This is a genomic window from Klebsiella sp. C360 (assembly GCF_048822415.1).
In the GTDB taxonomy this organism is placed as follows: Bacteria; Pseudomonadota; Gammaproteobacteria; order Enterobacterales; family Enterobacteriaceae; genus Klebsiella; species Klebsiella quasipneumoniae.
The window spans coordinates 1-26,066 of the sequence record NZ_JBMEZZ010000021.1 but is presented as its reverse complement, the minus strand read 5'-3'; the positions used below and the strand labels follow the sequence as shown (position 1 = coordinate 26,066).

General features: G+C 52.6%; 47 protein-coding genes. 7 read left to right on the top strand and 40 right to left on the bottom strand.

All coding sequences use genetic code 11. The features are described from left to right. Positions 1-170 precede the first annotated feature (170 nt). Positions 171-725, top strand: coding sequence for a gamma carbonic anhydrase family protein (locus ACOI7D_RS26580; protein WP_044524944.1), 555 nt, complete (start codon positions 171-173; stop codon positions 723-725). Here ACOI7D_RS26580 and ACOI7D_RS26575 read toward each other — a convergent pair. From ACOI7D_RS26575 to dprA, 6 genes are read right to left on the bottom strand one after another with little or no spacing between them, the layout of a single operon-like run. After that, positions 701-958, bottom strand: coding sequence for a DUF1488 domain-containing protein (locus tag ACOI7D_RS26575; protein WP_044524932.1), 258 nt, complete (start codon positions 956-958; stop codon positions 701-703). The two genes, ACOI7D_RS26580 and ACOI7D_RS26575, sit on opposite strands and share 25 nt — an antisense overlap. Then, positions 955-1,773 (bottom strand): shikimate dehydrogenase, encoded by an 819-nt coding sequence (aroE, locus tag ACOI7D_RS26570; RefSeq protein WP_109546862.1) that lies wholly within the window; start codon positions 1,771-1,773, stop codon positions 955-957. The genes ACOI7D_RS26575 and aroE overlap by 4 nt, the downstream gene beginning before the upstream one ends. Before the next feature lie 3 nt (positions 1,774-1,776). Then, complete coding sequence (gene tsaC / locus ACOI7D_RS26565; protein WP_004206805.1) at positions 1,777-2,349, bottom strand: L-threonylcarbamoyladenylate synthase type 1 TsaC; 573 nt, start codon at positions 2,347-2,349, stop codon at positions 1,777-1,779. A gap of 4 nt (positions 2,350-2,353) precedes the next feature. Further along, on the bottom strand, positions 2,354-2,896 hold the full coding sequence (locus tag ACOI7D_RS26560; protein ID WP_023291168.1) for a type I DNA topoisomerase: 543 nt from the start codon (positions 2,894-2,896) through the stop codon (positions 2,354-2,356). Positions 2,897-2,922: 26 nt separating this feature from the next. Further along, the gene (gene smg / locus ACOI7D_RS26555) at positions 2,923-3,396 is read right to left on the bottom strand and encodes a DUF494 family protein Smg (RefSeq protein WP_002919137.1); all 474 of its coding nucleotides are present in this window, start codon (positions 3,394-3,396) and stop codon (positions 2,923-2,925) included. Then, positions 3,368-4,492, bottom strand: coding sequence for a DNA-protecting protein DprA (gene dprA, locus ACOI7D_RS26550; protein WP_109546861.1), 1,125 nt, complete (start codon positions 4,490-4,492; stop codon positions 3,368-3,370). Before dprA ends, smg begins: the two co-directional genes overlap by 29 nt. Before the next feature lie 128 nt (positions 4,493-4,620). Here dprA and def point away from each other — a divergent pair, with 128 nt between their 5' ends. The 5 genes from def to mscL all read left to right on the top strand — a co-directional run bounded on the left by def (position 4,621) and on the right by mscL (position 9,383). Beyond that, positions 4,621-5,130 carry a peptide deformylase gene (def, locus tag ACOI7D_RS26545; protein WP_004206802.1) on the top strand — a complete coding sequence of 170 codons (510 nt, stop codon included), beginning with the start codon at positions 4,621-4,623 and terminating at the stop codon, positions 5,128-5,130. Between the two features lie 14 nt (positions 5,131-5,144). Next, entirely contained in the window at positions 5,145-6,092 is a 948-nt protein-coding gene (gene fmt, locus ACOI7D_RS26540; protein ID WP_017900611.1) for a methionyl-tRNA formyltransferase, read from the top strand. 52 nt (positions 6,093-6,144) lie between these two features. Then, on the top strand, positions 6,145-7,440 hold the full coding sequence (rsmB, locus tag ACOI7D_RS26535) for a 16S rRNA (cytosine(967)-C(5))-methyltransferase RsmB (protein ID WP_109546860.1): 1,296 nt from the start codon (positions 6,145-6,147) through the stop codon (positions 7,438-7,440). A 13-nt stretch (positions 7,441-7,453) separates the two neighbouring features. After that, on the top strand, positions 7,454-8,830 hold the full coding sequence (gene trkA / locus ACOI7D_RS26530) for a Trk system potassium transporter TrkA (protein ID WP_002919153.1): 1,377 nt from the start codon (positions 7,454-7,456) through the stop codon (positions 8,828-8,830). A 139-nt stretch (positions 8,831-8,969) separates the two neighbouring features. Continuing rightward, positions 8,970-9,383 (top strand): large-conductance mechanosensitive channel protein MscL, encoded by a 414-nt coding sequence (mscL, locus tag ACOI7D_RS26525; RefSeq protein ID WP_004145325.1) that lies wholly within the window; start codon positions 8,970-8,972, stop codon positions 9,381-9,383. Here the strand turns inward: mscL and ACOI7D_RS26520 are convergent. The 31 genes from ACOI7D_RS26520 to rpsJ all read right to left on the bottom strand — a co-directional run bounded on the left by ACOI7D_RS26520 (position 9,319) and on the right by rpsJ (position 24,217). Next, positions 9,319-9,597 (bottom strand): alternative ribosome-rescue factor A, encoded by a 279-nt coding sequence (locus ACOI7D_RS26520; protein WP_023291171.1) that lies wholly within the window; start codon positions 9,595-9,597, stop codon positions 9,319-9,321. The genes mscL and ACOI7D_RS26520 overlap by 65 nt on opposite strands. Positions 9,598-9,654: 57 nt before the next feature. Further along, positions 9,655-10,080 carry a Zn(2+)-responsive transcriptional regulator gene (gene zntR, locus ACOI7D_RS26515; RefSeq protein ID WP_023291172.1) on the bottom strand — a complete coding sequence of 142 codons (426 nt, stop codon included), beginning with the start codon at positions 10,078-10,080 and terminating at the stop codon, positions 9,655-9,657. 2 nt (positions 10,081-10,082) lie between these two features. Beyond that, the gene (locus ACOI7D_RS26510; RefSeq protein ID WP_109546859.1) at positions 10,083-10,451 is read right to left on the bottom strand and encodes a DUF1992 domain-containing protein; all 369 of its coding nucleotides are present in this window, start codon (positions 10,449-10,451) and stop codon (positions 10,083-10,085) included. 108 nt (positions 10,452-10,559) lie between these two features. Beyond that, entirely contained in the window at positions 10,560-10,946 is a 387-nt protein-coding gene (gene rplQ / locus ACOI7D_RS26505; RefSeq protein WP_002919206.1) for a 50S ribosomal protein L17, read from the bottom strand. Between the two features lie 40 nt (positions 10,947-10,986). Next, positions 10,987-11,976 carry a DNA-directed RNA polymerase subunit alpha gene (locus ACOI7D_RS26500; RefSeq protein ID WP_002919219.1) on the bottom strand — a complete coding sequence of 330 codons (990 nt, stop codon included), beginning with the start codon at positions 11,974-11,976 and terminating at the stop codon, positions 10,987-10,989. Positions 11,977-12,001: 25 nt separating this feature from the next. Next, positions 12,002-12,622 carry a 30S ribosomal protein S4 gene (gene rpsD, locus ACOI7D_RS26495; RefSeq protein WP_002919224.1) on the bottom strand — a complete coding sequence of 207 codons (621 nt, stop codon included), beginning with the start codon at positions 12,620-12,622 and terminating at the stop codon, positions 12,002-12,004. Between the two features lie 33 nt (positions 12,623-12,655). Then, on the bottom strand, positions 12,656-13,045 hold the full coding sequence (gene rpsK / locus ACOI7D_RS26490) for a 30S ribosomal protein S11 (RefSeq protein ID WP_002919257.1): 390 nt from the start codon (positions 13,043-13,045) through the stop codon (positions 12,656-12,658). 16 nt (positions 13,046-13,061) lie between these two features. After that, on the bottom strand, positions 13,062-13,418 hold the full coding sequence (gene rpsM / locus ACOI7D_RS26485; RefSeq protein WP_002919259.1) for a 30S ribosomal protein S13: 357 nt from the start codon (positions 13,416-13,418) through the stop codon (positions 13,062-13,064). A 146-nt stretch (positions 13,419-13,564) separates the two neighbouring features. Then, positions 13,565-13,681, bottom strand: a complete 117-nt coding sequence (rpmJ, locus tag ACOI7D_RS26480) for a 50S ribosomal protein L36 (protein ID WP_000868187.1) — start codon at positions 13,679-13,681, stop codon at positions 13,565-13,567. A 33-nt stretch (positions 13,682-13,714) separates the two neighbouring features. Further along, entirely contained in the window at positions 13,715-15,046 is a 1,332-nt protein-coding gene (gene secY, locus ACOI7D_RS26475) for a preprotein translocase subunit SecY (protein ID WP_002919515.1), read from the bottom strand. Positions 15,047-15,053: 7 nt separating this feature from the next. Next, the gene (gene rplO, locus ACOI7D_RS26470; protein WP_002919516.1) at positions 15,054-15,488 is read right to left on the bottom strand and encodes a 50S ribosomal protein L15; all 435 of its coding nucleotides are present in this window, start codon (positions 15,486-15,488) and stop codon (positions 15,054-15,056) included. 3 nt (positions 15,489-15,491) lie between these two features. Next, positions 15,492-15,671 (bottom strand): 50S ribosomal protein L30, encoded by a 180-nt coding sequence (rpmD, locus tag ACOI7D_RS26465; RefSeq protein ID WP_001140434.1) that lies wholly within the window; start codon positions 15,669-15,671, stop codon positions 15,492-15,494. Between the two features lie 3 nt (positions 15,672-15,674). Beyond that, positions 15,675-16,178, bottom strand: coding sequence for a 30S ribosomal protein S5 (gene rpsE / locus ACOI7D_RS26460; RefSeq protein ID WP_002919545.1), 504 nt, complete (start codon positions 16,176-16,178; stop codon positions 15,675-15,677). Positions 16,179-16,192: 14 nt separating this feature from the next. Further along, on the bottom strand, positions 16,193-16,546 hold the full coding sequence (gene rplR, locus ACOI7D_RS26455; RefSeq protein ID WP_000358960.1) for a 50S ribosomal protein L18: 354 nt from the start codon (positions 16,544-16,546) through the stop codon (positions 16,193-16,195). Between the two features lie 9 nt (positions 16,547-16,555). Further along, the gene (gene rplF, locus ACOI7D_RS26450) at positions 16,556-17,089 is read right to left on the bottom strand and encodes a 50S ribosomal protein L6 (RefSeq protein WP_002919662.1); all 534 of its coding nucleotides are present in this window, start codon (positions 17,087-17,089) and stop codon (positions 16,556-16,558) included. Positions 17,090-17,101: 12 nt separating this feature from the next. Continuing rightward, complete coding sequence (gene rpsH / locus ACOI7D_RS26445; protein ID WP_002919665.1) at positions 17,102-17,494, bottom strand: 30S ribosomal protein S8; 393 nt, start codon at positions 17,492-17,494, stop codon at positions 17,102-17,104. Positions 17,495-17,527: 33 nt separating this feature from the next. After that, positions 17,528-17,833 carry a 30S ribosomal protein S14 gene (gene rpsN / locus ACOI7D_RS26440; RefSeq protein ID WP_002919667.1) on the bottom strand — a complete coding sequence of 102 codons (306 nt, stop codon included), beginning with the start codon at positions 17,831-17,833 and terminating at the stop codon, positions 17,528-17,530. A gap of 14 nt (positions 17,834-17,847) precedes the next feature. Continuing rightward, entirely contained in the window at positions 17,848-18,387 is a 540-nt protein-coding gene (gene rplE / locus ACOI7D_RS26435; RefSeq protein ID WP_001096200.1) for a 50S ribosomal protein L5, read from the bottom strand. A gap of 14 nt (positions 18,388-18,401) precedes the next feature. Continuing rightward, positions 18,402-18,716 carry a 50S ribosomal protein L24 gene (rplX, locus tag ACOI7D_RS26430; RefSeq protein WP_000729185.1) on the bottom strand — a complete coding sequence of 105 codons (315 nt, stop codon included), beginning with the start codon at positions 18,714-18,716 and terminating at the stop codon, positions 18,402-18,404. Positions 18,717-18,726: 10 nt separating this feature from the next. Next, positions 18,727-19,098 (bottom strand): 50S ribosomal protein L14, encoded by a 372-nt coding sequence (gene rplN / locus ACOI7D_RS26425; RefSeq protein ID WP_002919748.1) that lies wholly within the window; start codon positions 19,096-19,098, stop codon positions 18,727-18,729. Positions 19,099-19,263: 165 nt separating this feature from the next. Next, positions 19,264-19,518 carry a 30S ribosomal protein S17 gene (rpsQ, locus tag ACOI7D_RS26420; protein ID WP_002919751.1) on the bottom strand — a complete coding sequence of 85 codons (255 nt, stop codon included), beginning with the start codon at positions 19,516-19,518 and terminating at the stop codon, positions 19,264-19,266. Then, positions 19,518-19,709 carry a 50S ribosomal protein L29 gene (gene rpmC / locus ACOI7D_RS26415; RefSeq protein WP_002919754.1) on the bottom strand — a complete coding sequence of 64 codons (192 nt, stop codon included), beginning with the start codon at positions 19,707-19,709 and terminating at the stop codon, positions 19,518-19,520. The genes rpsQ and rpmC overlap by 1 nt, the downstream gene beginning before the upstream one ends. Next, positions 19,709-20,119 carry a 50S ribosomal protein L16 gene (gene rplP / locus ACOI7D_RS26410; RefSeq protein WP_002919759.1) on the bottom strand — a complete coding sequence of 137 codons (411 nt, stop codon included), beginning with the start codon at positions 20,117-20,119 and terminating at the stop codon, positions 19,709-19,711. Before rplP ends, rpmC begins: the two co-directional genes overlap by 1 nt. A gap of 12 nt (positions 20,120-20,131) precedes the next feature. Then, the gene (rpsC, locus tag ACOI7D_RS26405) at positions 20,132-20,830 is read right to left on the bottom strand and encodes a 30S ribosomal protein S3 (protein WP_002919766.1); all 699 of its coding nucleotides are present in this window, start codon (positions 20,828-20,830) and stop codon (positions 20,132-20,134) included. A 17-nt stretch (positions 20,831-20,847) separates the two neighbouring features. Beyond that, on the bottom strand, positions 20,848-21,180 hold the full coding sequence (gene rplV, locus ACOI7D_RS26400; RefSeq protein WP_002919773.1) for a 50S ribosomal protein L22: 333 nt from the start codon (positions 21,178-21,180) through the stop codon (positions 20,848-20,850). A gap of 14 nt (positions 21,181-21,194) precedes the next feature. Next, on the bottom strand, positions 21,195-21,473 hold the full coding sequence (rpsS, locus tag ACOI7D_RS26395) for a 30S ribosomal protein S19 (RefSeq protein ID WP_001138115.1): 279 nt from the start codon (positions 21,471-21,473) through the stop codon (positions 21,195-21,197). A 16-nt stretch (positions 21,474-21,489) separates the two neighbouring features. Next, positions 21,490-22,311: a 50S ribosomal protein L2 gene (gene rplB / locus ACOI7D_RS26390; RefSeq protein ID WP_002919786.1), complete on the bottom strand. Its 822-nt coding sequence runs from the start codon at positions 22,309-22,311 to the stop codon at positions 21,490-21,492. A 17-nt stretch (positions 22,312-22,328) separates the two neighbouring features. Further along, positions 22,329-22,631, bottom strand: a complete 303-nt coding sequence (gene rplW, locus ACOI7D_RS26385) for a 50S ribosomal protein L23 (protein ID WP_000617546.1) — start codon at positions 22,629-22,631, stop codon at positions 22,329-22,331. Further along, positions 22,628-23,233: a 50S ribosomal protein L4 gene (rplD, locus tag ACOI7D_RS26380; protein WP_002919794.1), complete on the bottom strand. Its 606-nt coding sequence runs from the start codon at positions 23,231-23,233 to the stop codon at positions 22,628-22,630. Before rplD ends, rplW begins: the two co-directional genes overlap by 4 nt. Before the next feature lie 10 nt (positions 23,234-23,243). Then, a complete protein-coding gene (rplC, locus tag ACOI7D_RS26375) occupies positions 23,244-23,873 on the bottom strand; it encodes a 50S ribosomal protein L3 (RefSeq protein WP_002919796.1) in 630 nt (209 codons plus the stop codon). 32 nt (positions 23,874-23,905) lie between these two features. Further along, the gene (gene rpsJ, locus ACOI7D_RS26370) at positions 23,906-24,217 is read right to left on the bottom strand and encodes a 30S ribosomal protein S10 (protein ID WP_001181005.1); all 312 of its coding nucleotides are present in this window, start codon (positions 24,215-24,217) and stop codon (positions 23,906-23,908) included. A gap of 382 nt (positions 24,218-24,599) precedes the next feature. Here rpsJ and ACOI7D_RS26365 point away from each other — a divergent pair, with 382 nt between their 5' ends. Next, the gene (locus ACOI7D_RS26365; protein ID WP_064155798.1) at positions 24,600-25,085 is read left to right on the top strand and encodes a prepilin peptidase; all 486 of its coding nucleotides are present in this window, start codon (positions 24,600-24,602) and stop codon (positions 25,083-25,085) included. Here the strand turns inward: ACOI7D_RS26365 and bfr are convergent. The 3 genes from bfr to ACOI7D_RS26350 all read right to left on the bottom strand — a co-directional run. Further along, positions 25,069-25,545, bottom strand: a complete 477-nt coding sequence (bfr, locus tag ACOI7D_RS26360; RefSeq protein WP_004206792.1) for a bacterioferritin — start codon at positions 25,543-25,545, stop codon at positions 25,069-25,071. The two genes, ACOI7D_RS26365 and bfr, sit on opposite strands and share 17 nt — an antisense overlap. Before the next feature lie 73 nt (positions 25,546-25,618). Further along, positions 25,619-25,813: a bacterioferritin-associated ferredoxin gene (bfd, locus tag ACOI7D_RS26355; RefSeq protein WP_004152415.1), complete on the bottom strand. Its 195-nt coding sequence runs from the start codon at positions 25,811-25,813 to the stop codon at positions 25,619-25,621. A 180-nt stretch (positions 25,814-25,993) separates the two neighbouring features. Next, positions 25,994-26,066, bottom strand: a 73-nt coding sequence (locus tag ACOI7D_RS26350) for a hypothetical protein (RefSeq protein ID WP_001680644.1), incomplete at its 5' end; no start/stop codon positions are given.

Below are 26,066 nucleotides of genomic sequence, written 5' to 3'. Positions count from 1 at the left end.
TCCCATTTTTTTGCACAAGCCTTTTTTCGATCTTTTTTTCTGAATGGTGATTTTTCACCCTTTTCGCCGTGTAATTGCGCGATTTGCTCAATTTTCACCGTTTTCAGGGGTTGCAGAGCGAGATAAAAGCCACCAAAGTCTTCTTACGCTCCCGTATTTTTGAGGTCAACATGTCTGCTCACCTGCGTCCCTATAAAACATTTTTCCCGCAAATCGGTCTTCGCGTCATGATTGACGCATCCAGCGTCGTCATCGGTGATGTCAGAATTGCCGATGACGTCAGCGTCTGGCCTCTGGTCGCCATTCGCGGCGACGTCAATTTCGTGTCGATAGGTCAACGTAGCAATATTCAGGACGGCAGCGTTCTACACGTGACCCATAGATCCTCTTACAAGCCTGAGGGAAATCCACTGATCATTGGAGAGGATGTGACGGTTGGTCACAAAGTGATGCTGCACGGCTGCACTATCGGCAACCGCGTGCTGGTTGGTATGGGTTCGATCTTGTTAGATGGTGTCGTGGTTGGTGATGACGTCATGATTGGCGCGGGAAGTCTGGTGCCGCAGAATAAACAGCTTGAAAGCGGCTTCCTTTACTTTGGCAATCCGGTCAAACAGATCCGCCCCCTGACAGAGGCGGAGCGGGAAGGCCTAAAATATTCAGCAAATAACTATGTGAAATGGAAAGATGAATATCTGGATCAGGAGAGCCAGACCCAACCCTGAGCATCCTCCTGATTATCGCGGATCAATGCCTCAGCCTCTTCCTCAAGATCCCAACGATGTTCCCGGAATGCGGCCAGCCACTGCGCTGGCCCCTCTGCGCCAAAACGCTGCTGCAGGATCTGCCCTGAAATTACGCAGGTTAATTGCATCCCATTCACCAGCGCGGGAAAAACCACGCCCTGCCGTTCAGCATCCCATAATTCCCGATCGGGAAACTGAATCGCCTGATTCATGCATTCAGTTCCTGTTGCAGCTTTTCTATAACCGGGGTGATAGCCGGCAGGACGCCGTGCCATAGCAGAAAGGCATGGGCGGCTTGCGCCACCAGCATTCCCAGCCCGTCAGCGCAGTGGGTTGCGCCATGCTGCTGGCACCACTGAAGAAATGGCGTCGCCCCTTTCTGGTAAAACATGTCATAGCAATACACGTCGGGGTTAACAACAGACGCCGGGATAGCCGGCACATCACCCTCTATCCCACTGGATGTTGCATTGACGATCAGATCGAAAGTTTCCCCAGCTAAGGTATCCATTTCCCGGGCGCTGACGCTGCCGGTATGGGCGAAGAGCGTGGCTAACTCATGGGCACGAGCATAGGTGCGATTGACGATCGTCACAGCGCACCCCAGCGACAGCAGCGGCAGCAGTACCCCACGCGATGCGCCACCGGCACCGATAAGCAGGATCCGCTGGCGTGGCTTAATGAATCCCAGACGCTCCAGATCGCTCAGAAGACCAATACCATCCGTGTTGTCGCCCAGCAAACGCCCATCTTCCAGACGTTTCAGGGTATTCACCGCTCCCGCCAGCGCAGCGCGTTCTGTCAGTTCATCCGCGCGCGCAAAGGCTTCTTCTTTGAAAGGGACGGTAACGTTGGCGCCCTTTCCTCCTTCCGCAAAAAACTGATTCAGAGAAGAGACAAAATCGTCCAGCGGCGCCAGCACACGTCCATAAGGATGGGTAATGCCTAACTGGCGGGCAAAAAGGTGGTGAATAGAAGGCGACTTGCTGTGCGCAATCGGATTACCAAAAACAGCGTAGGTTTCCATGATTCACCCCTGGCGGAACAGTTCACCCGTCAGGGCATCACGTATTTCAGATGGATTTTGACGTCCGCCCGTAGCGCCATCCACGACCGGGAAGCTGTCACCAAACTGAGCACGGACCTCTGCGGTAGTGCGGCAAGGCGGTTGACCGGTGAGATTGGCGCTCGTCGAGACCAGCGGTTTTCCGTAGGCTTCGCACAATTCAATCACCAGCGGATGGTTGGTTACGCGTACGGCCAGCGAATCAAAACGACCCGTCAGCCAGCGTGGCGTTTCAGGACGAGCCGGGAATACAAACGTCACCGGTCCTGGCCAGCAGGAAAAGATTGCTGCCCGCTGCGAGTCACTTAACCGAGAATCATCAATATAGGGCTTCAGCTGCTCAAAGCTAGCGGCGATAAGGATCAATCCCTTCTCAACAGGACGCTGCTTCAGCTCCAGCAGACGCATAACGGCCGTTTCGCTGTCAGGGTCGCAGCCGACGCCAAAAACAGCTTCCGTGGGATAGGCGATGACATGTTCATTATTCAGGACCGCCACGGCATGGGCGACGGCTTCTGAGGGCAGGTTATTGTTCACTGATTTATTCCGCCGGGATCGGCTTTCCACATTGTTTACTGGCACAGAAGCGTCTGAGCCCCTGCGCCGTCTTCTTTTCTATTAACAGCGGGTAATGGCATTCAGGGCATTCGCCCGCCACCGGTTTAAAATTGATAACGAACTGGCAATCAGGATAGCGATCGCAGGAGTGAAAGGTTTTACCGAAACGGGAACGACGCTGGACCAGATGGCCTTGTCCGCACTGCGGGCAAGCAATAGCCGTCTCATCTGGTTTATCAATTAGCTCGGTATGTTCGCATTCCGGATAGCGGCTACAGCCAATGAACATCCCAAAACGCCCCTGGCGTAGCACCATAACCGCGCCGCACGATGGGCATGCTTGCCCCTCCAGCACCTTAACGACATGCCCGTCCGCCTGACTTTTCAGGGGACGGATATAGTCACAGTCCGGATAATGCGAACAGCCGAGAAACGGGCCATGTTTCCCGGAACGGATCACCAGTTCAGCCCCGCACTGCGGGCAGGGCTCATTTTTACGCACCGAAAACAGTGCTGATTTGGTCATAACAACTCGATGTTGCTGCAAAAAGATTAATGCAGCATACCTTCATTTACTTCGAAGAGTAATTCTTCCATTTGCTGATAGGCGTTTTCACAGCCCGGAATATTGAACAGTACCATCAGGATGACCCATTTCAGGTCCTCCAGCTCAAATTCTGCCGTATCCAGCGCCAGTACGCGCTCTATCACCATTTCTCGCGTTTCGAGGTTCAACACCTGAATCTGCTCGAGGAAGAGTAAAAATCCCCGGCAACTGGCATCCAGACGCTGGCACTCCTCTTCGGTATATACCCGAAGCGACAGTGGGTCGGAAGCGAGCTGCATGGGTTCAACGAGACCTTCCTGATAATCAGCCAGTTTCTCGAGCCACATTAACGCGTTATAGATATCTTCCCGCTCAAAACCTGCGTCGGTAAGATCCCGCGTCAGTTTGTCCTGATCCACGCGCATTTCTGCTTCGCTATGGATGTAAGTTTCAAACAAATACATGAGTACGTCGAACATGGCTTGCCCTCCTTAATCGGACATAGCCGCCGGGTACAGCTGCGATCCAGCCTGCTAACTCCAGTTCAAGTAGCTGAGCTACGGTTACTGGCACAGATTGGCCGGCACGTTCAGCGACAACGTCAACAGGTGTTACCTCATCTCCTACGTTAGCCAGGAGCTCCGGAAATGGCAATGCTACAGACGGCTGATCGGCGCAATTATTTATCGAATCAGACGTATCAGTTAGCCAGGTCAGCTCGTTGTGCCAGTATTCCACAATATCCTCTGGCGAGGTCACCGGCACCGCGCCTTGCTTAATTAACCAGTGTGGGCCTTCCGATCCCGGATTGCCTATCGGCCCAGGCAGGGCAAACACATCCCTTCCCTGCTCCAGAGCACAGCGGACGGTAACCAGCGAGCCGCTTCGCAATGCCGCCTCAACCACCAACACGCCCAGGCTCAGGCCGCTGATAATCCGGTTGCGCCTGGGGAAATGCGCGGGAAGCGGCGGCGTTATTAGTGGAAATTCAGACACCAGCGCACCGCCATTATCGATGATCTGCTGGGCGAGGCTTGCATGGCGCCGCGGATAAACCTTACCCAGTCCGTTGCCCAGTACCGCGATGGTTTTGCCCTCGGCCGCGAGCGCGCCGCGATGCGCTACGCCATCAATGCCTAACGCCAGCCCACTGGTGATAGTCATTCCTTTACGCGCCAACGTTTCGCTGAACAGCTTCCCCCAGCGAGCGCCATACCAGGAATGCAGGCGACTACCAATAACGGCAAGCTGCGCGCTGTGAAGCAGAGCGGGATCGCCGCTGACCAACAACGCACCGGGGTAATCAGCGATGGCCCTTAGCCGAAACGGAAAGCGCGGATCGTCGGCCCGTAACAGATGATGTTCCGGGTTCTCCAGCCAGCGCCGCGTCTCGTCAAGCTCAGGCCCGTCAAGCCGAAAAAATAACGTTGCTTGCGCCGCGGACATCCCGACAGCATGCAGCGCTTCACGATCAACGCTGGCGGCTGCGCATAAGCGCTGTGCGATCTTCAGCATTCTGTCGCCATACAAGTTACTGACCTTCATCAGCCGCAGCCAAATCTCGTCGGGCGTCATCCTTACCCCCTGCCATAAGCGGTATTGACAATCTTTGCGATTGGACAGTGAGACTGTCAATTGCAGGGTGTTTTGTCTAGAATAGAGCTAATAATCTTATCAACTCCTGAATACGACTCTGGAACTTTATGGCAGTTTTGCAAGTGTTACATATTCCGGACGAGCGCCTTCGCAAAGTCGCCGAGCCGGTCAAAGAAGTGAATGCGGAAATTCAGCGTATCGTCGATGATATGTTCGACACCATGTACGCTGAGGAGGGCATTGGTCTGGCCGCGACCCAGGTCGATATCCATCAGCGCATTATCGTTATTGATGTGTCGGAAAATCGTGAAGAGCAGCTGGTGTTAATCAACCCGGAGCTGCTGGAGAAAGATGGCGAAACGGGCATCGAAGAAGGCTGCCTGTCGATTCCGGAACAGCGCGCCCTGGTGCCGCGTGCGGAAAAAGTGAAGATCCGAGCGCTGGATCGCGACGGTAAGCCATTTGAACTGGAGGCCGATGGCCTGCTGGCTATCTGTATTCAGCATGAGATGGATCATCTGGTCGGCAAACTGTTTATTGATTATCTGTCACCGCTCAAACAACAGCGCATTCGTCAGAAGGTTGAGAAACTGGATCGTTTACGTTCCCGTGCCTGATAACAAGGAATACCGTGTCACAATCACTACGTATCATTTTCGCCGGCACCCCCGATTTTGCAGCGCGTCATCTTGACGCGCTGTTGTCGTCTGAACATCAGGTTGTTGGCGTATTCACTCAGCCAGACCGTCCTGCTGGCCGCGGCAAAAAATTGATGCCGAGCCCGGTAAAGGTGCTGGCTGAAGCCCATAACTTACCTGTATTCCAGCCATCTTCCCTGCGTCCGCAGGACAACCAACAATTAGTCGCCGATCTCGGCGCCGATATCATGGTGGTGGTGGCGTACGGTTTGATTCTCCCGAAAGCGGTGCTGGAGATGCCCCGTCTGGGCTGCATCAACGTTCACGGCTCCCTGCTACCGCGCTGGCGTGGCGCAGCGCCGATCCAGCGTTCGCTGTGGGCGGGGGATAGCGAAACAGGCGTAACCATCATGCAGATGGACGTCGGCCTTGATACGGGTGATATGCTGTATAAGCTTTCCTGCCCCATTACCGCAGAGGATACCAGCGGCAGCCTGTACGATAAGCTGGCCGAGCTCGGCCCTCAAGGTCTGCTGGCAACCTTAGCCCAGCTGGCCAACGGCACCGCACAGCCTGAAGTACAGGATGAATCGCTGGTGTGCCACGCCGAGAAGCTGAGTAAAGAAGAAGCTCGCATCGACTGGTCGCTTTCTGCCGCACAGCTGGAGCGCTGCATCCGCGCCTTTAATCCGTGGCCAATGAGTTGGCTGGAAATTGACGGGCAGCCGCTAAAAGTGTGGCGGGCATCGGTCATTGCCGAAGCTGCGCATGCCGAACCGGGTACTATCGTGGCAGCAACCAAACAGGGTATCCAGGTCGCCACGGGCGATGGGATCCTCAGTCTGGAGTCGCTACAGCCTGCGGGTAAAAAAGCGATGAGCGCCCAGGATTTACTCAATTCCCGCCGGGAGTGGTTTACTCCTGGCACCCGTCTCGCCTGACGGTCGTCTCTTCTGAAGCCCGGGTTCGCCGGGCATTTTTATTTTTGCGCTTATGAAAAAGAATATAAATTTACGCAGCCTGGCCGCCCAGGCTATCGAGCAAGTCGTTGAAAAAGGTCAGTCTTTAAGCAACGTCCTGCCCCCTCTACAGCAAAAAGTCAGCGATAAAGACAAAGCGCTGCTGCAGGAGCTGTGTTTTGGCGTACTGCGTACGCTCAGCCAGCTGGAGTGGCTTATCAGCAAGCTGATGGTGCGTCCGATGACCGGCAAACAGCGCACCGTGCACTTTCTGATTATGGTTGGGCTCTATCAGTTACTCTACACCCGCATCCCTCCGCACGCCGCGCTGGCTGAAACGGTAGAAGGCGCGGTGGCGATTAAGCGCCCGCAGCTTAAAGGGCTGATCAATGGGGTGTTACGCCAGTTTCAGCGCCAGCAGGAAGAGCTACTGGCAGAATTCGCCGGGCAGGAAAACCGCTACCTTCATCCCAAATGGCTGCTGAAGCGTCTGCAGCAGGCCTGGCCGCAACAATGGCAGGAGATCGTCGATGCGAACAACCAGCGCCCGCCGATGTGGCTGCGCGTTAACCGCAACCATCATTCCCGAGACGAATGGCTTGCTCTGCTTAAAGAGGCCGGCTTAGAGGGCTTCACCCACCCTGACTATCCCGACGCCGTGCGTCTGGCCACCCCTGCCCCGGTCCATGCGTTGCCAGGTTTTGCCGAAGGATGGGTAACCGTTCAGGATGCCTCGGCCCAGGGCTGCATGCGCTATCTGCAGCCGGAAAACGGCGAGCGCATTCTCGATCTCTGCGCCGCGCCGGGCGGCAAGACGACGCATATTCTGGAAGTCGCTCCCCAGGCTGAGGTCATGGCGGTGGACATTGATGAACAGCGTCTTTCCCGCGTCTATGACAACCTGAAACGGCTGGGCATGAAAGCCGAAGTCAAACAGGGCGATGGTCGCTTCCCTGAGCAGTGGTGTGGCGGCGAGCAGTTCGATCGTATTCTGCTGGATGCCCCCTGTTCCGCCACCGGCGTTATCCGCCGCCACCCGGATATCAAATGGCTGCGCCGGGATCGGGATATCGGCGATTTAGCCCAGCTGCAGGCCGAGATCCTCAATGCCATCTGGGGGCATCTGAAGCCAGGCGGCACGTTGGTTTACGCTACCTGTTCTATTCTGCCGGAAGAGAATAGTCAGCAAATTGCCGCGTTCCTCGCGCGGACCCCGGATGCAGAGCTTCACGCAACCGGTACGCCGGCAAGCCCGGGACAGCAAAATCTGCCGGGTGCGGAAGAAGGCGATGGCTTCTTTTACGCTAAGCTAATCAAACGTCGGAACTAATGGATCACTGCAGATGAAGATTATTATTCTGGGCGCCGGCCAGGTCGGCGGCACGCTGGCGGAGAACCTCGTCGGCGAGAACAATGATATTACGCTGGTTGATACCAATGGCGACCGTCTGCGCAGCCTGCAGGATAAGTTCGACCTGCGTGTCGTCCAGGGGCACGGTTCTCACCCCCGCGTACTGCGCGAGGCAGGAGCCGATGATGCCGATATGCTGGTGGCGGTCACCAGTTCGGATGAAACCAACATGGTGGCCTGTCAGGTCGCCTATTCATTATTCAATACGCCAAACCGTATAGCCCGTATTCGTGCGCCTGATTACGTCCGCGATGCGGAAAAGCTCTTCAATTCTGAAGCTGTGCCCATCGATCACTTAATCGCTCCGGAACAGCTGGTCATCGACAATATTCATCGCCTGATAGAATATCCCGGCGCGCTGCAGGTCGTGAACTTCGCCGAAGGTAAAGTCAGCCTCGCCGTGGTGAAAGCCTATTACGGTGGTCCGCTGGTGGGGAATGCGTTGTCCACCATGCGCGAGCATATGCCGCATATCGATACGCGCGTGGCCGCCATTTTCCGCCACGATCGCCCCATCCGCCCACAGGGTTCGACGATTGTCGAGGCCGGTGATGAAGTCTTCTTTATTGCCGCCTCGCAGCATATTCGCGCGGTCATGAGCGAACTCCAGCGTCTGGAGAAACCTTACAAACGCATCATGTTGGTCGGCGGCGGCAATATTGGCGCGGGCCTGGCCCATAAGCTGGAAAAAGACTACAGCGTTAAGCTTATCGAGCGCAATCAGCAGCGAGCCGCTGAGCTGGCAGAAAAACTGCAGCATACTATCGTCTTCTACGGTGATGCATCGGATCAGGAGCTGCTGGCCGAAGAGCATATTGACCAGGTGGACCTGTTTATTGCCGTCACTAACGATGACGAAGCAAACATCATGTCTGCGATGCTGGCCAAGCGAATGGGGGCCAAAAAAGTCATGGTGCTGATCCAGCGCAGAGCCTATGTGGATCTGGTTCAGGGTAGCGTCATTGATATCGCGATATCGCCTCAGCAGGCCACGATTTCCGCCCTCCTCAGCCATGTCCGTAAAGCCGATATTGTCGGCGTCTCCTCCCTGCGCCGCGGCGTTGCGGAAGCGATCGAAGCAGTGGCACACGGCGATGAGAGCACCTCGCGGGTGGTCGGGCGGTCGATCGATGAGATCAAGCTTCCGCCAGGCACGATCATCGGCGCCGTCGTGCGCGGGAATGACGTGATGATCGCCAATAATAATCTGCGGATCGAGCAGGGCGATCATGTGATCATGTTTTTGACTGATAAAAAGTTTATTTCCGATGTAGAAAGGCTGTTCCAGCCAAGCCCCTTCTTCCTGTAATTCCCAGGGCGTCGAACAGGCGCCTTTTATTATCCCTTATTATTCAATGGTTAATATTTTCCTGTAACGCTCTACGGGGAATGGCAAATGAAAATACATTTGTTAAACTTACAACGTCAGCTGGCTCAAGGAGAATAAAATGAGTTTTTTAAAAGAGTTTCGCGAATTCGCGATGCGCGGGAACGTTGTCGATTTGGCAGTGGGTGTGATCATCGGTGCAGCATTCGGTAAAATTGTTTCGTCGCTGGTCGCGGATATTATTATGCCGCCGCTCGGCCTGTTGATTGGCGGGATCGATTTTAAACAGTTTGCCGTCACGCTGCGCGATGCCCAGGGTGATGTACCGGCAGTGGTGATGCACTACGGGGTGTTTATTCAGAACGTTTTCGATTTCATCATCGTCGCATTTGCCATTTTCATGGCGATTAAACTGATGAATAAGTTAAATCGTAAGAAAGAAGAGGCTCCGGCGGCACCGCCAGCGCCCTCTAAAGAAGAAGTCCTGCTGAGCGAAATTCGCGATCTGCTGAAAGAACAAAACAACCGTTCTTAATCAGCAGTGAAAGCAGAAGGCCAGTGGTAAAAAAGCGATTCGCTTGCTTGCCACTGGCCTCCCGGTCATTCCTTGCTGCATGTTTATCTTTACGTTGATAGCTTCCTTTCCCTTTCTTGTTCTTCTCTACGCGCTGCCTGAATAATGGATCGTGGAGAAGTGCCTCAATGGCGTTATCTTTAATTTGTCCTTTGGTATGCTGATAGCGACTCATAGTAACTCCAGTGGATGTGTGAATTCCGCGCGAGTGTAGATCCGCGCGCACAAAAAATCAACGCCCGGTATTGCCGTTGCTGGCGCCTTGCTCAAGGGCCTCGAGGATCGAACAGTAAACGCTGCTGTGAGCTGTGCCGCAGCACGCATCATTGAGCCGTTGCAGAGAGCGACGCATCGTTTGTAGCTCGTTGATCCGCGCCTCAACTTCGCTTAATCGCGCCTGAACGATCCCTTTCGACTCCTGACAGGTGTGATGCTCCGGATCGATACGGATCGACAATAATTCGCGGATCGCTTCCAGAGTAAAGCCCAGCTGACGGGCATAGCGAATAAAGCGCAAACGCTGAAGATCGTTATCCGAGTAAAGACGAAATCCCCCCTCAGTGCGCACGTCATGATCCATCATTTGCTGTTTTTCATAATAACGGATGGTATCTGGCGTCACATCAGCCAGTTTTGCCAGCTCACCAATACGATACATATTCACTCCTGATTAATTTTGTGCAGCAACGCATCGGCGTACTCACCGCGTAAAAAGTCGGTGTTCAGTCCTGCCTGACGCAGCTTAAGCTCGAGCAGAGCGAGGCGCTTGCTGAGCTCGGCATGCCGCGGGTCGTCCTGACGGACCCCCTTAAGCAAGTCTGCCAGAGCCACCGCTTCTTTGCGCTGCTCCAGCTCCGGGGGAAGACACCCTGCATTCTTCAGAAGGCGATAGCCTGCCCGCAGCTCGGCCGGTATATGCGAATCGTCATCGAGCGTTAGCGGCACGCCGCTACCGGGTAAATTATCGAACTCGCCTTTGGTTTGGGCATCGAGGATATGGCGTTCTGCCCACTGATCCAGTAACCACATTCTACGGCTCCGGGGGATGAACAAAAAGAGTACAGATATTGTAGTGAAGTGGGGATGGGGTAGATATAAAAAAACCCGCCGGGGCGGGTTTTTTTACGTTACTACAGATTACTCTGCAGCAGCTTCTGCTTTCGGCTCAGCACGATCAACCAGCTCGATGTATGCCATCGGCGCGTTGTCGCCTGCACGGAAGCCACACTTCAGAATGCGAGTGTAACCACCGGCGCGGCTCGCGAAACGCGGGCCCAGCTCGTTAAACAGTTTTGCCACGATCTCGTTATCACGAGTACGGGCGAATGCCAGACGACGATTAGCAACGCTATCAGTCTTGGCAAGAGTAATCAGCGGCTCAACTACGCGACGCAGTTCTTTCGCTTTCGGCAGGGTCGTCTTGATGATTTCATGACGAACCAGCGAACCTGCCATGTTACGGAACATAGCCTGGCGATGGCTGCTGTTGCGGTTCAGTTGACGACCACTCTTACGATGGCGCATGACCTTATCCTTCTCAGTAAAACCTTAACCTGTGATCCGGTTACTCGTCAGCAATGCTTGCTGGTGGCCAGTTTTCCAGGCGCATGCCCAGAGACAGTCCACGGGAAGCCAGCACGTCTTTAATCTCAGTAAGAGATTTTTTACCCAGGTTCGGCGTTTTCAGCAACTCAACCTCGGTACGCTGTACCAGATCACCGATATAGTGGATAGCTTCTGCCTTGAGGCAGTTAGCAGAGCGGACAGTCAATTCCAGATCGTCAACAGGGCGCAGCAGGATCGGATCGAATTCTGGTTTCTCTTCTTTCACTTCTGGCTGACGTACATCACGTAAGTCAACAAAAGCTTCCAGTTGTTCAGCCAGGATGGTTGCCGCACGACGAATCGCCTCTTCAGGATCGATTGTGCCGTTGGTTTCCATTTCGATGACCAGCTTGTCCAGGTCGGTACGCTGTTCTACACGCGCAGCTTCAACATTGTAGGCAATACGCTCTACAGGGCTGTAGCAGGCGTCGACCAGCAGACGGCCGATTGGGCGCTCATCTTCTTCCGAATGAATTCGGGCAGAAGCCGGCACATAACCGCGACCGCGCTGAACTTTGATACGCATGCTGATAGCAGCGTTCTCATCAGTCAGGTGGCAAATCACGTGCTGCGGCTTGACGATTTCGACATCACCGTCGTGGGTAATGTCGGCTGCGGTCACAGGGCCAATGCCAGATTTATTCAAAGTAAGGATGACTTCATCTTTACCCTGAACTCTCACCGCCAGCCCTTTCAGGTTGAGCAGGATTTCAAGGATGTCTTCCTGAACGCCTTCTTTGGTGCTGTACTCGTGCAGTACACCATCAATCTCAACCTCGGTCACCGCGCAACCCGGCATCGATGAGAGCAGAATACGGCGCAGTGCGTTACCCAGAGTATGGCCGAAGCCACGCTCTAAAGGCTCAAGGGTCACCTTGGCGTGCGTCGAACTCACTTGCTCGATATCGACCAGGCGCGGTTTTAGAAACTCTGTCACAGAACCCTGCATTGTGTCCTCTCTTTGGTACTAAGCTTTACTTGGAGTAAAGCTCGACGATCAGGTGTTCGTTAATGTCCGCAGACAGATCAGAACGCTCCGGCTGACGCTTGAACGTACCTTCCATCTTGCCAGCATCAACTTCCAGCCAGGTTGGCTTTTCACGCTGCTCAGCCAGCTCCAGAGCGGCTTTCACGCGAGATTGCTTTTTCGCTTTCTCACGAATGCTGACAACGTCATTCGCTTTAACCTGATAAGAAGCGATGTTAACAACACGACCGTTTACCATAATCGCTTTGTGGCTAACCAGCTGGCGTGCTTCAGCACGAGTGGCGCCGAAGCCCATACGGTATACAACGTTGTCCAGACGACCTTCCAGCAGAGCCAACAGGTTTTCACCGGTGTTGCCTTTCAGACGTGCTGCTTCTTTATAGTAGTTACGGAACTGACGCTCCAGCACACCGTACATACGGCGAACTTTTTGCTTTTCACGCAACTGCACACCATAGTCAGACAGACGCGGCTTACGCGCACCGTGCTGGCCAGGAGCTTGTTCAATTTTACACTTGGTATCGATCGCGCGAACGCCAGACTTAAGGAATAAGTCGGTGCCCTCACGACGGCTCAGCTTGAGCTTAGGACCCAAATATCTTGCCATTTTCTTTCTCCAACTAACCTGGAAAACGCAGCGTTATACGCGACGTTTTTTCGGCGGACGACAACCGTTATGAGGGATCGGAGTCACATCAGTAATATTAGTGATGCGGAAACCAGCGGCGTTCAGTGCACGAATGGTAGATTCGCGACCCGGACCCGGACCTTTGACCATAACTTCCAGATTCTTGATGCCGTATTCTTTTACGGCTTCTGCGCAACGCTCTGCTGCAACCTGAGCTGCGAACGGAGTGGATTTGCGAGAACCACGGAAACCGGAACCACCGGCTGTTGCCCAACCCAGTGCGTTACCCTGACGATCAGTAATGGTAACGATGGTGTTGTTAAAAGAAGCATGGATATGAGCCACGCCATCAGAGACTTGTTTTCTTACACGCTTACGTGCACGAATTGGTGCCTTTGCCATTATTCAATCACCCCGATTATTTCTTGATCGGTTTACGCGGACCCTTACGGGTACGTGCGTTGGTCTTGGTACGCTGACCGCGAACCGGGAGACCACGACGATGACGCAAACCACGGTAGCAACCAAGGTCCATCAGACGCTTGATGCTCAGGGTGATTTCACGGCGCAGATCACCTTCAACGACAAATTTACCTACTGCTTCACGCAGAATATCAATTTGTTCTTCAGACAGCTCACTGATCTTAACATTTTCAGCGATGCCCGTTTCAGCGCAGATGGCTTTAGAACGGGTTTTGCCGATACCGAAAATAGCGGTTAAAGCGATTACGGTATGTTTGTGATCAGGAATGTTAATGCCTGCTATACGGGCCACTATGCACTCCTACTATTTAATATGTACGCACCATGCTGAAAAGCCCGTTTTCAGGATACTCAAATGGAAACGTACAGACATACAAAAGATTGGCTGGCTAATCTAGCCAGCTCAATCCAACTTTGCAAGAAAAATATGCGAAAAAATCAGCCTTGGCGCTGTTTATGCTTCGGCTCGGCACTGCAAATCACACGGATGACGCCATCACGCTTAACGATTTTGCAGTTACGGCATAATTTCTTGACGGAAGCACGAACTTTCATTTTTACTCTCCGTAACTTCTCGGGCGACCAGTTTTAGCGGCCGTAGCCTTTCAGGTTCGCCTTCTTCAATGCAGACTCATACTGACTGGACATCATCAGAGTTTGCACTTGAGCCATAAAGTCCATAATCACGACAACAACGATAAGCAGCGAGGTCCCACCGAAGTAGAACGGCACTTTCATCGCGTCACGCATGAACTCCGGGATCAGGCAGATAAAAGTAATGTACAACGCACCAACCAGAGTCAGGCGAGTCATCACTTTATCGATATACTTCGCCGTTTGCTCTCCCGGACGAATTCCTGGTACAAATGCACCGGACTTCTTCAGGTTATCTGCTGTTTCACGCGGGTTGAAAACCAACGCCGTGTAGAAGAAACAGAAGAAGATGATTGCAGACGCATAGAGTAACACATAAAGCGGTTGCCCAGGCTGCAAATACAGCGAAATTGTTGTCAGCCAGTTCCAACCAGTACCACCCCCGAACCATGACGTGATGGTTGCCGGGAACAGTATAATACTGGAAGCGAAGATTGCCGGGATTACCCCCGCCATATTCACTTTCAGCGGTAAATGTGTGCTCTGTGCAGCATAGACACGACGACCCTGTTGACGTTTCGCGTAGTTTACCACAATGCGGCGTTGCCCACGTTCAACGAATACAACAAAGAAGGTCACTGCAAATACTAATACTGCAACCAACAGCAACAGGAGGAAGTGCAGGTCGCCTTGACGCGCTTGCTCGATAGTATGGGCGATGGCCGGCGGGAGTCCCGCAACGATACCGGCGAAGATAATGATCGAGATACCGTTACCGATACCGCGTTCAGTGATCTGTTCGCCGAGCCACATCAGGAACATAGTCCCTGTGACCAGACTAACAACAGCGGTGAAATAGAATGCAAAGCCTGGATTAATCACCAGGCCCTGCATACCAGGCATATTCGGCAGACCGGTAGCAATACCGATCGACTGGAATATCGCCAGCACCAGAGTACCGTAGCGGGTGTACTGGCTGATCTTACGACGACCAGACTCCCCTTCTTTCTTCAGTTCCGCCAGCGGTTGATAAACCACCGTCAGCAGCTGCACGATGATTGATGCCGAGATATACGGCATAATCCCCAATGCAAAGATAGAAGCACGGCTGAGAGCACCACCAGAGAACATGTTGAACATTTCAATGATGGTGCCTCGCTGTTGCTCAAGCAGTTTGGCAAGTACAGCGGCATCAATACCAGGGATCGGAATAAAAGAGCCAATACGGAACACTATCAGCGCACCGACCACAAACAGAAGTCTGCGTTTCAGTTCGCCAAGGCCACCTTTGGCACTTTGAAAATCTAATCCCGGTTGTTTAGCCATCTGCTACTTATTCCTCAATTTTACCGCCAGCAGCTTCGATAGCAGCACGAGCACCTTTAGTCACACGCAGGCCACGAACAGTTACCGGACGAGTTACCTCACCAGACAGGATCACTTTCGCGAACTCGATCTGGACACCGATAATGTTAGCCGCTTTCAGCGCGTTCAGGTCTACTACATCGCCTTCTACGTGAGCCAGATCGGAGAGACGGATCTCTGCGGTGATCATCGCTTTACGAGAAGTGAAGCCGAATTTCGGCAGACGACGGTACAGAGGCATCTGACCACCCTCGAAACCGCGACGTACGCCACCGCCAGAACGAGATTTCTGACCTTTGTGACCACGACCACCGGTTTTACCGAGGCCAGAACCGATACCACGACCCAGGCGTTTACCCGCCTTTTTGGAGCCTTCGGCCGGAGACAGAGTATTTAAACGCATCTCTTACTCCTCAACTTTAACCATGAAGGAAACCGCGTTGACCATACCACGAACAGCAGGAGTATCCTCGCGCTCTACGGTGTGACCAATACGACGCAGACCCAGGCCAAGCAGCGTTGCCTTGTGTTTCGGCAGACGACCGATTGCACTGCGGGTTTGAGTAATTTTAATAGTCTTTGCCATGGCTTATTTCCCCAGAATTTCTTCAACGGATTTACCACGCTTGGCAGCGACCATATCCGGGGACTTCATGTTTTCCAGACCGTCGATAGTTGCACGAACCACGTTAATCGGGTTAGTGGAACCATACGCTTTAGCCAGAACGTTACGAACCCCAGCGACTTCCAGAACGGCGCGCATTGCACCACCGGCGATGATACCGGTACCTTCGGAAGCCGGCTGCATGAATACACGAGAACCCGTGTGAGTACCCTTAACCGGGTGCTGCAGGGTGCCGTGGTTCAGCGCGACGTTAATCATATTGCGACGGGCTTTTTCCATCGCTTTCTGGATCGCTGCTGGAACTTCACGCGCTTTACCGTAACCAAAACCAACGCGACCGTTACCATCGCCAACTACAGTCAGAGCTGTGAAGGAGAAAATACGACCACCTTTAACGGTTTTAGATACGCGGTTTACCGCGATCAGCTTTTCCTGCAGTTCGCCAGCTTGTTTTTCGATGTGAGCCATCTTACACCTCTACCTTAGAACTGAAGGCCAGCTTCACGGGCAGCATCTGCCAGTGCCTGGACACGACCATGATATTGGAACCCGGAACGGTCAAAGGAAACATCTTTGATGCCTTTTTCCAGAGCGCGTTCAGCGACAGCTTTACCCACAGCTGCAGCAGCGTCTTTGTTACCGGTGTACTTCAGTTGTTCAGCGATAGCTTTTTCTACAGTAGAAGCAGCTACCAGAACTTCAGAACCATTCGGTGCAATTACCTGTGCGTAAATGTGACGCGGGGTACGATGTACCACCAGGCGAGTTGCGCCCAGCTCCTGGAGCTTGCGGCGTGCGCGGGTCGCACGACGGATACGAGCAGATTTCTTATCCATAGTGTTACCTTACTTCTTCTTAGCCTCTTTGGTACGCACGACTTCGTCGGCGTAACGAACACCCTTGCCTTTGTAAGGCTCAGGACGACGGTAGGCGCGCAGATCTGCTGCAACCTGGCCGATCACCTGCTTATCAGCGCCTTTCAGCACGATTTCAGTCTGAGTCGGACATTCTGCAGTGATACCCGCAGGCAGCTGATGATCAACCGGGTGAGAGAAACCTAAAGCCAGGTTTACTACATTCCCTTTGACCGCTGCACGATAACCTACACCAACCAGCTGCAGCTTCTTAGTGAAGCCTTCGGTAACACCGATAACCATTGAGTTCAGCAGGGCACGCGCGGTACCAGCCTGAGCCCAACCGTCTGCGTAACCATCACGCGGACCGAAGGTCAGTGCATTATCTGCATGTTTAACTTCAACAGCATCGTTGAGAGTACGAGTCAGCTCGCCGTTTTTACCTTTGATCGTAATAACCTGACCGTTGATTTTTACATCAACGCCGGCAGGAACAACGACCGGTGCTTTAGCAACACGAGACATTTTTTCCTCCGATTAGGCTACGTAGCAGATAATTTCGCCACCAAGACCAGCCTGGCGCGCTGCACGATCAGTCATAACACCTTTAGAGGTAGAAACAACTGCGATACCCAGACCGGCCATAACTTTCGGCAGCTCATCTTTTTTCTTATAGATGCGCAGACCTGGGCGGCTGACACGCTGAATGCTTTCTACAACAGCTTTACCCTGGAAATACTTAAGAGTCAGTTCCAGTTCCGGCTTGGTGTCGCCTTCAACTTTAAAATCTTCGATAAAACCTTCTTCCTTCAGCACGTTGGCGATTGCCACTTTCAGCTTGGAGGAAGGCATGGTGACCGCAGCTTTGTTCGCGGCCTGACCGTTACGGATACGGGTCAGCATATCCGCGATCGGATCTTGCATGCTCATCTGTCTTTACTCCCGTGATTCAATTGGTGACAATTACCAGCTAGCCTTTTTCAGACCCGGGATTTCACCGCGCATAGCGGCTTCACGGACCTTAATACGGCTCAACCCGAACTTCCGCAGGAAACCATGCGGACGACCTGTTTGACGGCAGCGGTTACGCTGACGAGACGGGCTGGAATCACGCGGCAGAGTCTGCAGCTTGAGAACGGCATTCCAACGATCTTCGTCGGTTGCGTTCACATCAGAGATGATAGCTTTCAGTTCAGCGCGTTTAGCGAAGAATTTATCAGCTAAAGCCACGCGCTTTACTTCGCGTGCTTTCATTGATTGCTTAGCCATTAAGTAACCCTACCTTACTTGCGGAACGGGAAGTCAAAGGCAGCCAGCAGAGCACGGCCTTCTTCGTCAGATTTCGCAGTAGTGGTAATGGTAATATCCAAACCACGAACGCGGTCGACTTTATCGTAGTCGATTTCTGGGAAGATGATCTGCTCACGGACACCCATGCTGTAGTTGCCACGACCGTCGAAAGACTTAGCGGACAGGCCGCGGAAGTCACGAATACGCGGTACAGCAATAGTGATCAGGCGCTCAAAGAACTCCCACATGCGTTCGCCACGCAGAGTTACTTTACAGCCGATCGGATAGCCCTGACGGATTTTGAAGCCTGCAACTGATTTGCGTGCTTTGGTGATCAGCGGTTTTTGACCGGAGATTGCTGCCAGGTCAGCTGCTGCGTTATCCAGCAGTTTCTTGTCAGCGATCGCTTCACCAACACCCATGTTCAGGGTGATCTTCTCGACCCGAGGGACTTGCATGACAGAATTGTAGTTAAACTCAGTCATGAGTTTCTTAACTACTTCGTCTTTGTAGTAATCATGCAGTTTCGCCATCGTACTACTCCAAATTACTTGATAGTTTCGCTGTTAGACTTGAAGAAACGGACTTTTTTGCCGTCTTCGAATCTAAAGCCTACACGGTCAGCCTTGCCGGTTGCCGCATTGAAGATTGCAACGTTAGAAACCTGAATTGCAGCTTCTTTTTCAACGATGCCGCCTGGTTGGTTCAGAGCCGGAACCGGCTTCTGGTGTTTCTTAACCAGGTTGATACCTTCAACAATGACCTTGCCGGAAGACAGGACATTCTTAACTTTACCGCGCTTACCTTTATCTTTACCGGTTAACACGATAACTTCGTCATCACGACGGATTTTCGCTGCCATGATTCGCTCCTTAGAGTACTTCTGGTGCCAGAGAGATAATTTTCATGAACTTCTCGGTACGAAGTTCACGAGTTACCGGCCCAAAAATACGCGTACCGATAGGCTGCTCGCTGTTATTGTTCAGAATAACGCATGCATTACCATCGAAGCGAATGACAGAACCGTCCGGGCGACGAACACCCTTCTTGGTGCGCACCACTACCGCCTTCAGCACATCACCTTTTTTGACCTTACCACGCGGAATTGCTTCTTTGATGGTGATCTTGATGATGTCGCCTACGCCTGCGTAGCGACGGTGCGAGCCACCCAGAACCTTGATACACATTACGCGACGTGCACCGGAGTTGTCGGCGACGTTCAGCATAGTCTGTTCTTGGATCATTTTAGTGCTCCGCTAATGTCAACTACTACTGAGACCCGAAAATTAGGGTCGTTAAAAAGCCCCATATCGAGGGCGCGGCATTATAACACCACAAACCAGATATGGGTAGAAAAAATAAACGGCTCATCGCTGAGCCGTTTATCCGTATCGAGAATGCGTACTCTATTACAGAACCGCTTTCTCTACAACGCGAACCAGCGTCCAGGACTTAGTCTTGGACAGCGGACGGCATTCGCGGATTTCAACCTTGTCGCCGATACCGCATTCGTTGTTCTCGTCATGTACGTGCAGTTTGGTCGTACGTTTGATGAATTTGCCGTAAACCGGGTGTTTCACCATACGTTCGATAGCAACAACAATGGATTTCTCCATTTTGTCGCTAACTACGCGACCTTGCAGAGTACGGATTTTATCGGTCATTACGCACCCGCCTTCTGAGTCAGTAAAGTCTTAACGCGTGCAACATCACGACGCACTTGCTTCAGCAGATGAGTCTGTTGCAGCTGGCCACTTGCAGCCTGCATGCGCAGGTTGAACTGCTCACGCAGCAGGTTCAGCAGCTCAGCGTTCAGCTCTTCAACGCTTTTTTCACGCAGCTCTTTTGCTTTCATTACATCACCGTCTTAGTTACAAAGGTGGTTTTGATCGGCAGTTTCGCTGCTGCCAGGCCGAATGCTTCACGGGCCAGCTCTTCCGGTACACCGTCCATTTCATACAGGACTTTACCCGGCTGAATCAAGGCAACCCAGTACTCCACGTTACCTTTACCTTTACCCATACGAACTTCCAGCGGCTTCTCGGTGATCGGTTTGTCCGGGAATACACGGATCCAGATCTTACCTTGACGCTTAACTGCACGGGTCATAGCACGACGTGCTGCTTCGATCTGACGTGCAGTCAGACGACCACGGCCAACAGCTTTCAGACCGAAAGTGCCGAAGCTAACATCCGTACCCTGCGCCAGACCACGGTTGCGGCCTTTGTGCACTTTACGGAATTTTGTACGCTTTGGTTGTAACATCAGCGACGCTCCTTATTTACGGCCTTTACGCTGCTGCTTTTTAGGTTGAGCAGCCGGTTCCGGTTGTTCAACAGCAGCCATACCACCCAGGATCTCACCTTTGAAGATCCATACCTTAACGCCGATTACACCGTAAGTGGTGTGCGCTTCAGAGGTGTTGTAGTCGATGTCAGCACGCAGAGTGTGCAGCGGTACGCGACCTTCACGGTACCATTCGGTACGTGCGATTTCCGCGCCGCCCAGACGGCCGCTAACTTCAACTTTGATACCTTTAGCGCCCAGACGCATTGCGTTCTGTACAGCACGCTTCATCGCACGACGGAACATAACGCGACGTTCCAGCTGAGAAGTGATGCTGTCAGCAACCAGTTTTGCGTCCAGTTCAGGTTTACGAACTTCGGCGATATTGATCTGTGCAGGTACGCCAGCGATATCCGCTACGACCTTGCGCAGTTTTTCTACGTCTTCGCCTTTCTTACCGATAACGATACCCGGGCGAGCGGTGTGAATGGTCACACGGATGCTCTTAGCCGGACGCTCGATAACGATGCGAGATACAGACGCTTTAGCCAGTTCTTTAGTCAGGAACTGACGTACTTTAAAATCGCTGTCCAGGTTGTCAGCGAATTCTTTGGTGTTCGCGAACCAGGTAGAGTTCCATGGTTTGACAATACCCAGGCGAATACCATTAGGATGTACTTTCTGACCCATTGCTAGTCTCCAGAGTCTCAGCGATCGGACACAACCACAGTGATGTGGCTGGTGCGCTTCAGGATGCGATCTGCACGACCTTTAGCACGCGGCATAATGCGCTTCATGCTCGGGCCTTCGTCTACGAAAATTTTCGCAACTTTCAGATCATCAATGTCAGCGCCATCGTTGTGTTCAGCGTTAGCAATGGCAGATTCCAGTACCTTCTTGACCAGTACAGCAGCTTTTTTGTTGGTGTAGGTCAGAATATCCAGGGCCTGCGACACTTTCTTACCGCGAATCAGGTCAGCTACAAGGCGAACCTTCTGAGCAGAAGAACGAGCATGGCGATGTTGAGCTAAAGTTTCCATCTCTTCCTCCTACCTTATTTCTTCTTCGCTTTTTTATCAGCAGCGTGGCCGCGATAAGTACGAGTCGGTGCGAATTCACCCAGTTTGTGACCGACCATTTCGTCGGAAACAAATACTGGAACGTGCTGACGACCATTATGGACAGCGATGGTCAAACCGATCATGTTAGGAAAGATCGTTGAACGACGGGACCAAGTGCGCAGGGGCTTCTTGTCTCCGCTTTCCACCGCTTTCTCTACCTTCTTCAGCAAGTGCAGGTCAATAAAAGGACCTTTCTTGAGAGAACGTGGCATGGCTTATCCTCTAAAATTATTTGCTACGGCGACGTACGATGAATTTATCAGTACGCTTGTTGCTGCGGGTCTTCTTACCTTTGGTCTGCAGGCCCCACGGGGATACCGGGTGCTTACCAAAGTTACGACCTTCACCACCACCATGTGGGTGGTCTACTGGGTTCATCGCAGTACCGCGAACGGTAGGACGAACACCACGCCAGCGTGCAGCACCTGCTTTACCCAGAACGCGCAGCATATGCTCAGCATTGCCAACTTCGCCCAGAGTAGCGCGGCAGTCTGCTTCGACTTTACGCATTTCACCAGAACGCAGACGCAGGGTGACATAAGCACCGTCGCGAGCAACGATCTGAACGTAAGTACCAGCGGAACGAGCCAGCTGACCGCCTTTACCTGGTTTCATTTCTACGTTATGAACGGTAGAACCAACCGGGATATTGCGCATCGGCAGGGTGTTGCCTGCTTTGATTGCAGCATCAACGCCAGACTGAATCTGGTCGCCAGCTTTCAGGCCTTTCGGGGCCAGGATGTAACGGCGCTCGCCGTCTTTGTACAGAACCAGCGCGATGTTCGCGGAGCGGTTCGGATCGTACTCAAGACGTTCAACAACTGCCGGGATACCATCTTTGTTGCGTTTGAAGTCAACAATACGGTAAGCCTGCTTGTGGCCACCACCGATATGACGGGTGGTGATACGGCCATTGTTGTTACGACCACCGGATTTGCTGTTTTTTTCCAGCAACGGAGCAAAAGGTTTGCCCTTGTGCAGCTCTGGGTTAACCACTTTAACGACGTGGCGACGACCCGGAGATGTCGGTTTACATTTAACAACTGCCATTGTATTACTCCTCCGACTTACTCAGCGCCGCCAACGAAGTCCAGATTCTGGCCTTCTTTCAGGGTGACGTAAGCTTTTTTCCAGTCGCTACGACGACCGATACGCTGTCCGTGACGTTTAACTTTCCCTTTAACAACCAGGGTGTTAACGACTTCGACTTCGACTTCAAACAGTTTCTGCACAGCAGCTTTGATTTCTGCTTTGGTCGCGTCTTTAGCAACTTTGAGAACGATGGTGTTTGTTTTTTCCATCGCAGTAGACGCTTTTTCAGAAACGTGCGGTGCGCGCAGCACCTTCAGCAGACGTTCTTCACGAATCATGCCAGCATCTCCTCAACTTGCTTAACAGCATCAGCAGTCATTACGACTTTGTCGAAGGCGATCAGGCTAACCGGGTCGATACCGTTCGCATCACGTACGTCAACCTTGTGCAGGTTACGTGCGGCCAGGAACAGGTTCTCGTCCAGCTCACCGGTGATGATCAGCACATCTTCCAGAGCCATGTCTTTCAGTTTCTGTGCCAGCAGCTTAGTTTTCGGCGCTTCAACAGAGAACTTCTCGACAACGATCAGACGATCCTGACGTACCAGTTCGGACAGGATGCTTTTCAGCGCGCCGCGGTACATCTTCTTGTTAACTTTTTGACTGTGGTCCTGCGGACGAGCAGCAAAGGTCACGCCACCGGAACGCCAGATCGGGCTCTTGATAGAACCAGAACGCGCACGGCCGGTACCTTTCTGGCGCCACGGTTTTTTACCGGAGCCAGTGATTTCAGCACGAGTCTTCTGAGCACGAGTGCCCTGACGCGCACCAGCTGCATAAGCAACAACAACCTGGTGAACCAGCGCTTCGTTGAAATCACGACCGAAGGTAGTTTCGGAAACAGTCAGCGCGCTCTGCGCGTCTTTCAATACTAATTCCATTGCTATCTCCTCACGCCTTCACAGCTGGTTTAACGATCAGGTCGCTACCGGTCGCACCCGGGACAGCACCTTTAACCAGCAGCAGGTTGCGCTCAGCGTCAACACGTACTACGTCCAGGCTCTGAACGGTTACACGCTCATTACCCAGCTGACCTGCCATTTTCTTGCCTTTGAACACTTTGCCCGGAGTCTGGTTCTGACCGATAGAACCCGGAACGCGGTGAGACAAGGAGTTACCGTGAGTAGCGTCCTGGGTACGGAAGTTCCAGCGCTTAACGGTACCAGCAAAACCTTTACCTTTAGAGGTACCGGTTACGTCAACTTTTTTAACGTCAGCAAACAGTTCAACGCTAATGTTCTGACCTACGGTGAATTCTTCGCCGTCAGCCAGACGGAATTCCCACAGACCACGGCCAGCTTCAACGCCAGCTTTAGCGAAGTGACCCGCTTCCGGCTTGGTTACACGGTTAGCTTTTTTAGCACCGGTGGTAACCTGGATTGCGCGGTAGCCATCGTTAGCCAGGTCTTTAACCTGAGTAACACGGTTTGCTTCAACTTCGATTACGGTTACTGGGATAGAAACGCCATCTTCAGTGAAGATGCGGGTCATGCCCACTTTTTTACCGACTAAACCAATCATTGTTTCAACCTCTCAATCGCTCGATGACCTGATTAACCCAGGCTGATCTGCACGTCTACACCGGCAGCCAGATCCAGACGCATCAGAGCATCAACGGTTTTTTCAGTTGGCTCAACGATGTCAACCAGACGCTTGTGAGTGCGAATTTCGTACTGGTCACGCGCGTCTTTGTTGACGTGCGGGGAGATCAGAACGGTAAAGCGCTCTTTGCGGGTCGGCAGCGGGATCGGACCACGGACTTGCGCACCAGTGCGCTTAGCAGTCTCGACGATTTCCGCGGTTGATTGATCGATCAGACGATGATCAAACGCTTTCAGGCGGATACGGATTCTTTGGTTCTGCATGAGACCAGAGCTCCAATTATTTTATAGACGAAATGATTACTCCTCATACCCATTACGATTGATGGGAGAGTGTAACCGTTCTTACATAGCCCCCCGATTGGGGACATTGTTTGATAACCCAACTGCGATTACCAGGGTTCATATTGAACCGGCCGTCAACTTTGACAGGCCCGCGCATTATACGCAAATTCTGGCGCTACGCAAGTGCTGTTTAGAAAATCATCACCAGGATTTGCGCACCTTCGCGCTAGCGAACGGTACGGGGTGACAACGCGGCAAATTAACGCGGATGGCGCCATCCATTCCAGGGAAGTCCCTTTTGCACTGTACGGGGACAATAAGCATAGTGAGACGATGTTCTTTGACGATTGCGGGGTTAACCATGCTCGCCGCCCTCCCCTTCTTGCTGTGCTATAGCGGATTGACCTTAGCCTTATGTCACCAGGACCTGCGTCACGGCCTGCTGCCCGACCGTTACACCTGTCCCCTGCTGTGGAGTGGTTTGCTTTTTTATCTCTGTCTGGCGCCGTACCAGCTTCATGATGCCGTCTGGGGGGCGATAGCCGGCTATCTCAGTTTGGCTGCGCTTTACTGGCTATATCGCGGGATCCGCGGCTATGAGGGGTTGGGGTATGGGGATATCAAATATCTCGCCGCCCTCGGCGCCTGGCATGGCTGGCGATTGCTGCCGCAGCTGCTACTGGTGGCATCGCTGCTCGCCTGCGCGGTGTGGGCAGTATCAGGTTTGTACGCCAGGTACGGCGGAAGCAGTAAATGGAGGGGGAACAACCCGCTGCCGTTTGGGCCATTTCTGGCGGCCGCGGGTTTCTGGTGCGGGTGTCAGACGCTGGCTAGTCTGACACTTTGATCTGCGACTGCAGGTAATTTTGCAGACCGATTTTGCCGATCAGATCGAGTTCGGTTTCCAGCCAGTCGATATGGCCTTCTTCATCCGCCAGGATCTCAATCATCATATCGCGGCTGACGTAGTCATGGACGCTGTCGGCATAGGCGATCGCCTCGCGCAGGTTTTGCGCCCCCTCCAGCTCCAGTCTTAAATCGGACTGCAGCATCTCTTCCACATCTTCACCGATGCCAAGTTTGCCGAGATCCTGCAGATTCGGGATACCTTCGAGAAAAAGAATACGCTCGATGTATTTATCGGCGTGCTTCATTTCGTCGATGGATTCGTGGTACTCAATATCGTTGAGGCGCATCAGGCCCCAGTTTTTGAACATTCTCGCATGGAGAAAGTACTGATTAATTGCGACCAGCTCATTTCCCAATAATTTATTGAGATAACTTATGATTTTGACATCACCTTTCATTATATAGTCCCTCCGCTTCCACTCATTGAAGCGTAGTCCGGCCTATAGGGATGTCAAAAGAGAAGCGTGGACTTCAGGCGATTTCTTTGAATTCCGGCATGGTGGTTAATTCATCTTCCATAACTTCCCGCGCCGCGCGAACACACTTACCGCATTGATTTCCAACGGGAACAAACTTACGTAATTGCTGAAAAGATTGCGGTTGAAACTGGCGAACAACCTGGCGAATTTTTTTATCGCTGACGCCATTGCACAAACAAACGTACATATAAACTCCCGTTCAATTTATGCACAAATATTAAATGAGAATAGTTATGATTACAATAGACCATTTACTTATTATCCGCCGCAGCGCACGTTATGAATCGCCAGTAGCACCGCCCTTTTCGCTGAACGACGGACAGCAAAAAGGGCGCCGAAGCGCCCTTTTTTATTCAAAGCTAACGAATTAGCCCAGAACTTTAGCTACAACGCCCGCGCCAACGGTACGGCCGCCTTCACGGATTGCGAAACGCAGACCG